Origin of the sequence: Aeromonas sp. PrichA-15, from assembly GCF_017939245.1 — a bacterium.
Classification (GTDB): domain Bacteria; phylum Pseudomonadota; class Gammaproteobacteria; order Enterobacterales; family Aeromonadaceae; genus Aeromonas; species Aeromonas caviae.
In genome coordinates this window covers 1-12615 of record NZ_JAGKRH010000131.1, presented here as the reverse complement: position 1 = coordinate 12615, position 12615 = coordinate 1, and the positions used below count along the sequence as shown (strand labels likewise).

The window sequence follows — 12615 nt, the reverse complement described above, 5'->3', positions numbered from 1 at the left end:
GGCAGTGGATACTGAACATGCTGAAGCAAAACAAATCACGTAATCTAAGCATGGCCAACAAGCGCAGGCTCTGCTGTCTGAATGAACAATATTTGTTCGAATGTATGGGGTTGTTCAAAGTATAAACACTGATGCGTCAGCCCTGACCCTGTCTGTCAACTTCCACTTCCCCAAGATCCCGCGAAGAACCTAAAAAAAGGGCCCCTAGAAGGGGCCCTTTTCGATCACTGCTGCGGAAGATTACTCTTCGTCAAAACTGCCGGCTGCGTTGAGCAGATCCGCCAGGTTTTGCTGAGCTTCATCGGCAGTCACCTGCGGCACACCGACAGCACGGGCTGCGGCGGCACGCTGGTTGATGCGGCTGTGGTGGTAGGCAAAGCCGGTACCAGCCGGGATCAGACGACCCACGATCACGTTCTCTTTCAGGCCGCGCAGTTCATCACGCTTGCCACCAACGGCTGCTTCGGTCAGCACGCGGGTGGTCTCCTGGAAGGAAGCCGCGGAGATGAAGGACTCGGTGCTCAGAGATGCCTTGGTAATACCCATCAGGATATGACGGTAGGTAGCCGGGGTCTTCCCTTCGGCAACCAGTTTACGGTTGGCGATCTTCACACGGGCCACTTCAACCTGTTCACCTTCGATCAGGTCGGTGTCGCCAGCGCTCAGGATCTCGCACTTGCGAAGCATCTGACGCACGATGACTTCGATGTGCTTGTCGTTGATCTTAACGCCTTGCAGACGGTAAACGTCCTGCACTTCGTTGGCGATGTAGTTGGCGACCGGGCTGATACCGCGCAGGCGCAGGATGTCATGAGCAGACTCGGGACCGTCCGCCAGCACTTCACCCTTCTCAACTTTTTCACCTTCGAACACGTTGAGGTGACGCCATTTCGGAATCATCTCTTCGTAGATCTCGCCACCATCGGTCGGGGTGATGACCAGACGGCGTTTGCCCTTGGTCTCTTTCCCGAAGGAGATGGTACCGGAGATCTCGGCCAGGATGGCCGGCTCTTTCGGCTGACGTGCTTCGAACAGATCCGCAACGCGCGGCAGACCACCGGTGATGTCCTTGGTACCGCTGGACTCTTGCGGGATACGCGCAACCGCGTCACCCACGCCCACGTTGGCACCATCTTCCAGGTTCACGATCGCCTTGCCCGGCAGGAAGTACTGGGCGGGAACGTCGGTGCCCGGGATCATCACATCCTTGCCGTTCAGGTCGACCAGTTTCACGGTCGGACGCATCTCTTTACCGGCGCTCGGACGCTCGTTGACATCCAGTACGACGATGGAAGAGAGGCCGGTCAGCTCGTCAGTCTGACGAGTGATGGTCACACCGTCGATCATGTGTTCGAAGTGCAGACGACCCGCCACTTCGGTGATGATCGGGTGGGTGTGCGGGTCCCAGTTCGCGACGGTATCACCGGCGTTCACCGCTTCGCCATCCTTCACTTCCAGCACGGAACCGTAAGGCAGCTTGTGGCTTTCCTTGGTACGGCCCATCTCGTCCATGATGGTCAGCTCGGTAGAACGGGAGGTGATAACCAGCTTGTCAGAGTTGTTCAGAACGAACTTGGCGTTCTGCAACTTGATGCTACCGGTGTTCTTCACCTGGATGCTGCTCTCGGCAGCCGCTCGGGATGCGGCACCACCGATGTGGAAGGTACGCATCGTCAGCTGGGTACCCGGTTCACCGATGGACTGAGCGGCGATAACACCGACAGCCTCACCCTTGTTAACCAGGTGACCACGGGCCAGATCACGGCCGTAGCAGTGAGCACAGTTACCGAAGTCGGTCTCACAGGTGATGGCAGAACGTACCTTCACGCGGTCGACGGAGTTGCGCTCCAGCAGGTCACACAGCTGCTCGTCGAGCAGGGTGTTGCGCGCTACCAGCACTTCATCCTCGGTACCCGGCTTGATCACGTCTTCGGCCACCACACGACCCAGCACGCGCTCACGCAGCGGCTCGACCACGTCGCCACCCTCGATCAGCGGAGTCATCCACAGACCGTCGGTAGTGCCGCAATCGTCCTCGGTGATCACCATGTCCTGGGCCACGTCAACCAGACGACGGGTCAGGTAACCGGAGTTCGCTGTCTTCAGTGCGGTATCCGCCAGACCTTTACGAGCACCGTGAGTGGAGATGAAGTACTGCAGTACGTTCAGGCCTTCACGGAAGTTCGCCACGATCGGCGTTTCGATGATGGAGCCATCCGGCTTCGCCATCAGGCCACGCATACCGGCCAGCTGACGGATCTGGGCGGCGGAGCCCCGCGCACCAGAGTCGGCCATCATGAAGATGCTGTTGAAGGAGGCTTGCTCTTCCTCATCGCCCAGGGAGTTGACGTTACGCTCCTTGGAAAGGTTGTCCATCATGGCCTTGGAGACGCGATCGTTCGCGCTAGCCCAGATATCGATAACCTTGTTGTAACGTTCGCCCGCGGTCACCAGACCGGACAGGAACTGGTCCTGGATCTCGGCGACTTCGGCTTCTGCAGCAGCGATGATGTCTTTCTTGGCATCCGGGATGACCATGTCATCGATACCAACAGAGGCACCAGACAGGGCCGCGTAGTGGAAACCGGTATACATCAGCTGGTCAGCGAAGATGACGGTATCCTTCAGGCCCTGCTTGCGATAGCAGGTGTTCAGCAGACGGGAGATGAGCTTTTTGCCCAGCGCCTTGTTGGAGACGCACTTGATCCAGTTCTGCGGGTTGGCGTCCAGGTCAGCCTGCTCTGCAGCAGTCAGTACCTTGGGCTCGTCGATCAGAGCGTATTCCATGCCTTTGGGCAGGATCAGGCTCAGGATCGCACGACCAACGGTGGTGTTCTTCATCTCGGTCTTGGCAACCAGTTCACCGGCTTCGTTCTTCACGTACTCGGTGATGCGGCACTTGACGCGAGCATGCAGGTCGGCCAGGCCGGCACGGTAGACCTTCTCGGCCTCTTTCGGGCCGGACAGCACCATACCTTCACCCTTCGCATTGATGCGGGCGCGGGTCATGTAGTACAGACCCAAGACCACGTCCTGGGAAGGAACGATGATCGGCTCACCGGAGGCAGGCGACAGGATGTTGTTGGTGGACATCATCAGGGCACGCGCTTCCAGCTGGGCTTCCAGGGTCAGCGGTACGTGGACCGCCATCTGGTCACCGTCGAAGTCCGCGTTATAGGCGGCACAGACGAGCGGGTGCAGCTGGATGGCCTTGCCTTCGATCAGGGTCGGTTCAAACGCCTGGATACCCAGACGGTGCAGGGTCGGCGCACGGTTCAGCAGAACCGGGTGTTCGCGGATCACTTCGTCCAGGATGTCCCAGACGACGGCTTCTTCGCGCTCCACCATCTTCTTGGCGGCCTTGATCGTGGTCGCCAGACCGCGGGATTCCAGCTTGCCGTAGATGAAGGGCTTGAACAGCTCAAGTGCCATCTTCTTCGGCAGACCGCACTGATGCAGACGCAGGGTCGGACCTACGGTGATAACGGAACGACCAGAGTAGTCGACACGCTTACCCAGCAGGTTCTGACGGAAACGACCTTGCTTACCCTTGATCATGTCGGCCAGGGATTTCAGCGGGCGCTTGTTGGAACCGGTGATGGCACGACCACGACGGCCGTTGTCCAGCAGGGCATCCACGGACTCTTGCAGCATGCGCTTTTCGTTGCGCACGATGATGTCCGGCGCAGCCAGATCCAGCAGACGCTTCAAGCGGTTGTTACGGTTGATCACGCGACGGTACAGATCGTTCAGATCGGAGGTCGCGAAACGACCGCCGTCCAGCGGTACCAGCGGACGCAGGTCCGGCGGCAGCACGGGCAGCACAGTCATGATCATCCACTCCGGCTTGTTGCCGGACTGCAGGAAGGCTTCCATCAGCTTCAGACGCTTGGTGGTCTTCTTGCGCTTGGTCTCGGAGTTGGTCTGATCCAGCTCCTCACGCATGGCTTTGACTTCGCCTTCCAGATCGATGGCGCGCAGCAGAGCCAGAATGGCCTCGGCACCCATCTTGGCGTCGAATTCGTCGCCCCACTCTTCCAGTGCGTCCAGATAGTTCTCTTCGGAGAGCATCTGGCTGCGCTCGAGGTTGGTCATGCCGGGTTCGATCACTACATAGGATTCGAAATACAGCACGCGCTCGATGTCACGCAGGGTCATGTCCAGCAGCAGACCGATACGGGACGGCAGGGACTTCAGGAACCAGATGTGGGCAGTCGGGCTGGCCAGCTCGATGTGGCCCATGCGCTCACGACGGACCTTGGTCTGGGTCACTTCTACACCGCACTTCTCGCAGATCACACCACGGTGTTTCAGGCGCTTGTACTTGCCGCACAGACACTCGTAGTCCTTCACCGGTCCGAAGATACGGGCGCAGAACAGACCATCACGCTCCGGCTTGAAAGTCCGGTAGTTGATGGTCTCAGGCTTTTTGACCTCACCGAATGACCAGGAGCGGATCATGTCAGGAGAGGCCAGACCGATCTTGATACTGTCAAACTCTTCGGTCTTGGTCTGAGCCTTCAAAAACTTGAGTAAGTCTTTCACGTGTTTCCCCTGTCAGGAGTCTAACCTCGGCGCCCCGGCTGCCGAAACAGCGGGGCGCCCACGTCAATTCTCGAACAATAAGAGCGAGCTCTTACTCTTCGTCCAGCTCGATGTTGATACCCAGAGAGCGGATTTCCTTCAGCAATACGTTGAAGGATTCGGGCATGCCCGGCTCCATACGGTGGTCGCCATCCACGATGTTCTTGTACATCTTGGTACGGCCGTTCACATCGTCAGACTTGACGGTCAGCATTTCCTGCAGGGTATATGCCGCACCGTAAGCCTCCAGGGCCCACACTTCCATCTCACCGAACCGCTGACCACCGAACTGCGCCTTACCACCCAGCGGCTGCTGGGTAACCAGGCTGTAGGAACCGGTAGAACGCGCGTGCATCTTGTCGTCTACCAGGTGGTTCAGCTTCAGCATGTACATGTAACCCACGGTGACCTTGCGCTCGAAGGCGTTACCGGTACGACCGTCGAACAGGGAGATCTGACCGGATTCCGGCAGATCGGCCAGCTTCAGCAAGGCTTTGATTTCGCGCTCTTTGGCACCATCAAAGACAGGTGTAGCCACCGGCAGACCCTTACGCAGGTTACCCACCAGGGTACGCACGTCGTCGTCAGACAGTTCAGCAATGTTCACTTGCTGGGAGTCCTTCTCGCCCAGGTCATAGACCTGTTGCAGGAACTCGCGCATCTCGTGCAGCTCGCGCTGTTCTTTGATCATGCGGTCGATCTTCTCGCCGATGCCCTTGGCCGCGAGGCCCAGGTGCACTTCGAGGATCTGACCGATGTTCATACGAGACGGTACACCCAGCGGGTTCAGTACGATGTCGACCGGACGGCCGTACTCGTCATGGGGCATATCCTCGACCGGACAGATCTTGGAGATAACACCCTTGTTACCGTGACGGCCCGCCATCTTGTCACCCGGCTGGATGCGACGCTTGACGGCCAGATAGACCTTGACGATCTTCAGTACGCCCGGCGCCAGGTCATCGCCCTGGATGATCTTGCGACGCTTGTTCTCGAATTTCTTGTCGAACTCGGCCTTCAGCTCAACGTGCTGTTCAGCGATCTGCTCCAGCTCGATTTGCTTGGCTTCATCTTCGATGGCCAGCTCAAACCACTTGGAACGATCGAGCTTGTTCAGACGATCTTCGCTGTAACCGGCGGCCAGCAGCAGGTTGCGGGAACGGCCGAAAATGCCGTCTTCCAGGATCTTGAACTCTTCGGTCAAGTCCTTCTTCGCTTCCTTCAACTGCATCTCTTCGATTTCTTTGGCGCGCTTGTCTTTTTCCACGCCATCGCGGGTAAAGACCTGCACGTCAACCACGGTACCGTACACACCGTTCGGCACTCGCAGGGAAGAGTCCTTCACGTCGGACGCCTTCTCACCGAAGATGGCGCGCAGCAGCTTCTCTTCCGGAGTCAGCTGGGTTTCACCTTTCGGAGTCACCTTGCCGACCAGAATGTCGCCGCCCTTCACTTCGGCACCCACGTAGACGATGCCGGACTCGTCCAGCTTGGACAGAGCGGCTTCACCCACGTTCGGGATGTCAGCAGTGATCTCTTCCGGACCCAACTTGGTGTCACGGGAGATACAGGCCAGTTCCTGGATGTGAATGGTGGTCAGGCGATCTTCCTGAACAACACGCTCGTTCACCAGGATCGAGTCTTCGAAGTTGTAACCGTTCCACGGCATGAACGCGACGCGCAGGTTCTGACCCAGCGCCAGTTCACCGAGATCGGTGGACGGGCCGTCAGCCAGTACGTCGCCAGCCATGACCGGCTCACCCAACATCACGCACGGACGCTGGTTGATACAGGTGTTCTGGTTGGAACGGGTGTATTTGGTCAGACTGTAGATGTCGATGCCAGCTTCGCCAGGCAGCAGCTCATCTTCGTTGACCTTGATAACGATACGGGAGGCATCGACATAGTCGATCATACCGCCACGCTTGGCCACTACGGTCACACCGGAGTCAACGGCCACTGCGCGTTCCATACCGGTACCTACCAGCGGCTTGTCAGCGCGCAGGGTCGGTACAGCCTGACGTTGCATGTTTGAACCCATCAATGCGCGGTTCGCGTCATCGTGTTCCAGGAACGGGATCAGGGCCGCTGCCACAGAGACGATCTGTTGCGGGCTCACGTCCATGTACTGGATCTGGTCGGCGTTCATAAAGGTGGATTCACCTTTGTGACGGCACGGGATCAATTCATCTTTCAGACGGCCATCTTCGGTGGTCGCGGCGTTGGCCTGTGCGATCACGTACTTGCCTTCTTCAATCGCAGACAGGTAATCCACTTCGTCGGTGATCACACCGTCGATCACCTTGCGGTACGGGGTCTCGAGGAAACCGTACTCGTTGGTGCGGGAATACACGGACAGCGAGTTGATCAGACCGATGTTCGGACCTTCCGGCGTTTCGATGGGGCACAGACGACCGTAGTGGGTCGGGTGTACGTCTCGAACTTCGAAACCGGCACGCTCACGGGTCAGACCGCCCGGGCCCAGCGCGGAGATACGGCGCTTGTGGGTCACTTCGGACAGCGGGTTGTTCTGGTCCATGAACTGGGACAGCTGGCTGGAACCAAAGAACTCTTTGACCGCGGCGGAGATCGGCTTGGCGTTGATCAGATCCTGCGGCATCAGGGTGTCCAGATCGCCCAGAGACAGGCGCTCCTTCACCGCACGCTCGACACGGACCAGACCAACACGGAACTGGTTCTCGGCCATTTCACCGACGGAACGGATACGACGGTTACCAAGGTGGTCGATATCGTCCACTTCGTCGTTACCGTTACGGATGTCGATCAGGCGCTTCATGACCTCGACGATATCGTCCTTGGTCAGCACGCCAACGCCAGTCTCGTCTTCACGACCCAAACGGCGGTTGAACTTCATCCGACCTACGGTAGACAGGTCGTAACGCTCGGAAGAGAAGAACAGGTTCTCGAACAGCTGCTCGGCCGCTTCACGAGTGGGCGGCTCGCCCGGACGCATCATGCGATAGATCTCGACCAGGGCTTCCAGGCGGCTGGAGCTGGAGTCGATACGCAGGGTCTCGGACATGTAGGCACCGTGATCCAGTTCGTTGGTGAACAGAACCTCGAAGTGCTTGAAGCCGGCTTGGGACAGGTTGGCAACCGCTTCCAGGCTCAGGGCCTGGTTGGCAGTGACAACCATCTCACCAGTCTGCGGGTGCGGGTAATTCTTGGCAGCAACTTTGCCAACAACATACTCTACCGGCACCTCGATCTGGGTGATGCCGTCTTTTTCCAGCTGACGGATGTGACGGGCAGTGACACGACGACCGGTTTCAACCACCACGGCGCCATTGGCAATGATGTCGAAGGTCGCGGTCTCGCCACGCAGGCGCTCGGGCACCAGATCCATCATCAACTTGCCATCCTTGACTTCGAAACCGATGGTCTCGAAGAAGGTGGCCAGGATTTCTTCGGAACTGAAGTCCAGGGCGCGCAGAATAATGGAGGCTGGCAGTTTACGACGACGGTCGATACGGACAAACAGGTTGTCTTTCGCATCGAACTCGAAGTCCAGCCAGGAGCCACGGTAGGGGATAACGCGAGCGTTATAAAGCACCTTACCGGATGAATGTGTTTTGCCTTTATCGTGGTCGAAGAAGACGCCCGGGCTGCGGTGCAGCTGGGAGACGATGACCCGCTCGGTACCATTGATGACAAAGGTGCCGTTTTCGGTCATGAGCGGAATTTCGCCCATGTAAACTTCTTGTTCCTTGATGTCTTTGACGGTGCCGGCAGCTGCTTCACGGTCGTACAGAACCATACGAAGCTTGACACGCAGCGGCGCGGAGTAGGTCACTCCACGGATCTGGCATTCTTTTACGTCAAATACCGGCTCACCCAGGCGATAGCTGACATACTGAAGCTCAGCACTACCGGAGTAACTGGTGATCGGGAAAACGCTACGGAAGGCGGCTTCTAGGCCGTACTCACCTTCCGGGTCAGCCTCGATGAACTGCTTGAAGGAGTCCAGCTGAATGGACAACAGATAAGGCGTGTCCAGTACCTGGTCTCGCTTACCGAAGTCCTTACGTATGCGTTTTTTTTCGGTATAAGAGTAAACCATAGGGTTCCTCAGCTCGCTGATAAGTGACCCACTCTGTCCCCACGGGACAGCTCTGTCTCAACACCGTTTTGTGTTGGCCCGGACGATGAGGCGGTCCGGATTGCTGGTGCACCGAGAGTCGTGAACGGTGTGAAATACTCTCAGTCTACAGCGCAAAAAGGCTGGTGAATAAAGATTCACCAGCCTTAGCCTGTTTTATCAGGCTAATCTACATAAATGCAGATTATTTGATCTCAACAGAAGCACCGGCAGCTTCCAGCTCTTTCTTCAGAGCTTCAGCTTCGTCCTTGGACACGGCTTCTTTCAGATTGGTCGGAGCAGCTTCTACCAGGTCCTTGGCTTCTTTCAGGCCCAGACCGGTAGCGCCACGAACGGCCTTGATGACGGCAACTTTGTTGGCGCCAGCAGCAGTCAGAACTACGTCGAACTCGGTCTTCTCTTCTACTGCTTCAGCAGCAGCCGGGCCAGCCATGACGGCAGCAGCGGCAGAAACACCGAACTTCTCTTCCATAGCTTCGATCAGCTCAACAACTTCCATTACGGACATGGAAGCAACGGCTTCGATGATTTGGTCTTTAGTGATAGACATGACAAAAATTCCTGATGTTGAATAAACTCAAACAGCCTAGATAGGTGAGAATCAAGCAGCAGCTTGTTTCTGGTCGCGAACAGCAGCGATAGTACGAACCAGCTTGCCAGCAGAGGCTTCCTTCATGGTAGCCATCAACTTCGCAATTGCTTCTTCGTAAGTCGGCAGCGTGGCCAGACGATCAATTTGTGCTGCGGCGATAAACTCACCGTTAAAAGCGCCAGCCTTGATTTCGAACTTTTGGTTCGCTTTGGCAAACTCTTTGAACAGACGAGCGGCAGCGCCCGGGTGTTCGTTAGAGAAAGCAATCAAGGTAGGACCGGTAAATGCGTCGTTCAGGCACTCGTATTCGGTACCTTCTACCGCGCGACGCAGCAGGGTGTTACGCACAACGCGCATGTACACACCAGCTTCACGAGCGGTCTTACGCAGGACGGTCATCTTGTCTACAGTGACGCCGCGAGAATCGGCTACAACTGCAGAAAGAGCGCCTTTGGCAGCTTCGTTGACTTCAGCAACAATTGCCTTTTTGTCTTCGAGTCCCAATGCCATTGGCTTAACTCCTGGATTGAATCCGGGTCTGTTGACCCAGTACTGACACATCCCCCCTACCTTTACAACAGAGGGGAACGATGCGGTAGCAGGATTCCAGAAGAGAAAGAATCTTTCTCGCTGGGTTTCCGGCACCGTCTACGCAGGAAAAATTAAGGCTTTGCGGCCTCCTGCGGTCTTGGACGGAGGTCGAAACCCCCAACCAATCAAGGCGCAAAATTATAGATTAAATTTTGCGCCTTGTAAAACCCATCAATTAGGCCTGAGCTTCCAGGGAAGCTTGGTCTACGGCAACACCGGCACCCATGGTGGTGGAGATGCTGACTTTCTTGATGAATACACCCTTGGCGGAGGACGGCTTGGCCTTCTTCAAGGCAACCAGCAGAGCTTCCAGGTTTTCTTTCAGCTGAACTTCGTTGAAAGAGACCTTGCCCAGAGTGGTATGAATGATACCGTTCTTATCGTTACGGTAACGAACCTGACCAGCCTTGGCGTTCTTGACGGCTTCGGCTACGTTCGGAGTGACGGTACCCACTTTCGGGTTCGGCATCAGACCGCGCGGGCCCAGGATTTGACCCAGTTGACCAACAACACGCATGGCATCCGGGGATGCGATGACGACGTCGAAGTTCATCTCGCCTTTCTTGACCAGCTCAGCCAGGTCATCCATACCAACCAGTTCAGCACCGGCAGCCTTGGCGGCTTCGGCGTTGGCACCTTGGGTGAACACGGCGACACGGATGTCACGACCGGTACCGTGCGGCAGTACAGTTGCACCACGTACGTTCTGGTCGGATTTACGAGCATCGATACCCAGGTTAACGGCAACGTCAACGCTTTCAACGAACTTGGCGGTAGCCAGTTCTTTCAGCAGGGCAATGGCTTCGTTGATGGAGTACTCTTTGGTACCGTCAACTTTTTCGCGAATAACGCGCATACGCTTGGACAGTTTAGCCATTGTCTTACTCCTCCACTACCAGGCCCATGGAACGAGCGGAACCGGCGATGCAACGTACTTTTGCATCCAGATCGGCACCAGTCATATCCGGCTCTTTGGTCTTGGCGATTTCTTGCAGCTGAGCCACAGTCACCTTACCAACCTTGTCTTTGTTCGGCTTGGCGGAACCAGACTGGATACCAGCGGCTTTCTTCAGCAGGAAGGAAGCGGGCGGAGTCTTGGTTTCGAAGGTGAAGGAACGGTCGCTGTAAACGGTGATCACGACCGGAGTCGGAGAACCTTTTTCCAGCTTTTCTGTACGGGCGTTGAATGCCTTACAGAATTCCATGATGTTCACACCGTGCTGACCCAGAGCAGGACCAACGGGAGGGCTGGGGTTAGCACTGCCAGCCTTAACTTGCAGCTTGATATAAGCTGTGACTTTCTTAGCCATTACAAAAATACCTCAAAAATGGGTTCTAACGCCTCGGAGACATGCTCCTGCAAACGGCTCCCCAACAAATAAAGGGGCAGCGAATTATAGAGATAATCGCTGCCCCTGACAACCGTTAAACGTACAGAGATTAATCAGCCTTTTTCGACCTGACCAAAATCCAGTTCTACCGGCGTTGAGCGGCCGAAGATCAGTACGGAGACCTTCACGCGGCTCTTTTCGTAGTCCACCTCTTCAACGGTACCGTTGAAGTCGGCGAACGGACCATCGGCAACCCGGACCATCTCACCCGGTTCAAACAGGGTTTTCGGACGCGGTTTGTCGTGGGCATCTTGCAGACGGTTGAGGATGGCATCCGCTTCTTTATCGGAGATCGGAGCCGGACGGTCGGAAGTACCGCCGATGAAGCCCATGACGCGCGGTACATTGCGTACCAAGTGCCATGTGGTTTCATCCATCACCATCTGGACCAGGACGTATCCTGGGAAAAATTTGCGCTCACTCTTGCGCTTCTGGCCAGCACGCATCTCGACCACTTCTTCGGTCGGGACCAGCACTTCACCAAACAGCTCTTCCATGCCATGCATCTTGATATGTTCACGCAGGGATTTGGCAACACGGCCTTCGTAGCCGGAAAATGCCTGCACGACATACCATCTCATACGCTGTTCACGTTGTTCAGTCATGGCTTATCCTTACACACCGGTAATCAGGTTGACCAACCAGACCAAGGCGCCGTCCAACACGAACAGCAGCAGCCCCATCACGGCAGTCACCGCCAGCACAATCAGGGTTGTCTGAATGGCTTCCTGACGGGTCGGCCATACGACCTTGCGGACTTCCAGGCGAGACTCACGGGCAAACGCCAGTGTTGCCTTGCCCTTGGTGGTTTGCAGGGCCACTGCACCGGCAGCAGCGATGACAACGACCACACCCAGGGCGCGGACGGCAGCAATAACGTCGCTCAGCAGGTAATTGCCCACTACAGCGGCCGCCAGGATGATGAAAACCAGGCCCCAAAGCAGGGTATCCTTGCTTCCGCCCTGACCCTCAGAACTAACACTCATACAACCCACCTGTATCTGACGTAACCAAAGACACAAAAGCCCCGTACGAGACGAGGTATATGGCAGGGGCGGCAGGACTCGAACCCGCAACCATCGGTTTTGGAGACCGCTGTTCTACCAATTCGAACTACGCCCCTGCATAAGAAAGCCCCTATTATAGGGGCTTTGCTTTATTTATGTAAGCCAAGATTAAGCGATAACTTTGGCTACAACACCAGCACCTACGGTACGGCCACCTTCACGGATGGCGAAACGCAGGCCGTCGTCCATCGCGATCGGGGCAATCAGGGTAACAACCATCTTGATGTTGTCGCCCGGCATGACCATCTCTACGCCTTCCGGCAGTTCGAT

General features: G+C 56.6%; 8 protein-coding genes, 1 tRNA gene and 2 pseudogenes. 1 reads left to right on the top strand and 10 read right to left on the bottom strand.

Features of this window, described 5'->3' with window-relative positions; translation table 11 throughout:
* A pseudogene (locus J9889_RS15955) lies at positions 1 to 125 on the top strand (ISAs1 family transposase); the annotation flags it as partial.
* A 115-nt stretch (positions 126 to 240) separates the two neighbouring features.
* Here J9889_RS15955 and rpoC read toward each other — a convergent pair.
* The 10 genes and pseudogenes from rpoC to tuf all read right to left on the bottom strand — a co-directional run.
* Positions 241 to 4545: a DNA-directed RNA polymerase subunit beta' gene (rpoC, locus tag J9889_RS15950; RefSeq protein ID WP_010675955.1), complete on the bottom strand. Its 4305-nt coding sequence runs from the start codon at positions 4543 to 4545 to the stop codon at positions 241 to 243.
* A gap of 91 nt (positions 4546 to 4636) precedes the next feature.
* On the bottom strand, positions 4637 to 8665 hold the full coding sequence (gene rpoB / locus J9889_RS15945) for a DNA-directed RNA polymerase subunit beta (RefSeq protein WP_103260913.1): 4029 nt from the start codon (positions 8663 to 8665) through the stop codon (positions 4637 to 4639).
* Between the two features lie 223 nt (positions 8666 to 8888).
* A complete protein-coding gene (rplL, locus tag J9889_RS15940; protein WP_010675957.1) occupies positions 8889 to 9254 on the bottom strand; it encodes a 50S ribosomal protein L7/L12 in 366 nt (121 codons plus the stop codon).
* 51 nt (positions 9255 to 9305) lie between these two features.
* Positions 9306 to 9806, bottom strand: coding sequence for a 50S ribosomal protein L10 (gene rplJ, locus J9889_RS15935; protein ID WP_005339895.1), 501 nt, complete (start codon positions 9804 to 9806; stop codon positions 9306 to 9308).
* A 256-nt stretch (positions 9807 to 10062) separates the two neighbouring features.
* Positions 10063 to 10764: a 50S ribosomal protein L1 gene (gene rplA, locus J9889_RS15930; RefSeq protein WP_010675958.1), complete on the bottom strand. Its 702-nt coding sequence runs from the start codon at positions 10762 to 10764 to the stop codon at positions 10063 to 10065.
* A 4-nt stretch (positions 10765 to 10768) separates the two neighbouring features.
* Positions 10769 to 11197, bottom strand: a complete 429-nt coding sequence (rplK, locus tag J9889_RS15925; protein WP_005306313.1) for a 50S ribosomal protein L11 — start codon at positions 11195 to 11197, stop codon at positions 10769 to 10771.
* A 134-nt stretch (positions 11198 to 11331) separates the two neighbouring features.
* Positions 11332 to 11883 carry a transcription termination/antitermination protein NusG gene (gene nusG, locus J9889_RS15920; protein ID WP_010675959.1) on the bottom strand — a complete coding sequence of 184 codons (552 nt, stop codon included), beginning with the start codon at positions 11881 to 11883 and terminating at the stop codon, positions 11332 to 11334.
* 9 nt (positions 11884 to 11892) lie between these two features.
* Positions 11893 to 12264 (bottom strand): preprotein translocase subunit SecE, encoded by a 372-nt coding sequence (secE, locus tag J9889_RS15915; RefSeq protein ID WP_010675960.1) that lies wholly within the window; start codon positions 12262 to 12264, stop codon positions 11893 to 11895.
* A 60-nt stretch (positions 12265 to 12324) separates the two neighbouring features.
* A tRNA-Trp gene (locus J9889_RS15910) sits at positions 12325 to 12401 on the bottom strand.
* A gap of 52 nt (positions 12402 to 12453) precedes the next feature.
* Positions 12454 to 12615 (bottom strand): annotated as a pseudogene (tuf, locus tag J9889_RS15905) (elongation factor Tu); the annotation flags it as partial.

What these genes read in the sequence shown, in the direction of transcription:
- rplJ (WP_005339895.1), bottom strand. Translation starts at nt 9,806, where the DNA reads ATGGCATTGGGACTCGAAGACAAAAAGGCAATTGTTGCTGAAGTCAAC.
- rplA (WP_010675958.1), bottom strand. Translation starts at nt 10,764, where the DNA reads ATGGCTAAACTGTCCAAGCGTATGCGCGTTATTCGCGAAAAAGTTGAC.
- nusG (WP_010675959.1), bottom strand. Translation starts at nt 11,883, where the DNA reads ATGACTGAACAACGTGAACAGCGTATGAGATGGTATGTCGTGCAGGCA.
- secE (WP_010675960.1), bottom strand. Translation starts at nt 12,264, where the DNA reads ATGAGTGTTAGTTCTGAGGGTCAGGGCGGAAGCAAGGATACCCTGCTT.
- rplL (WP_010675957.1), bottom strand. Translation starts at nt 9,254, where the DNA reads ATGTCTATCACTAAAGACCAAATCATCGAAGCCGTTGCTTCCATGTCC.
- rpoB (WP_103260913.1), bottom strand. Translation starts at nt 8,665, where the DNA reads ATGGTTTACTCTTATACCGAAAAAAAACGCATACGTAAGGACTTCGGT.
- rplK (WP_005306313.1), bottom strand. Translation starts at nt 11,197, where the DNA reads ATGGCTAAGAAAGTCACAGCTTATATCAAGCTGCAAGTTAAGGCTGGC.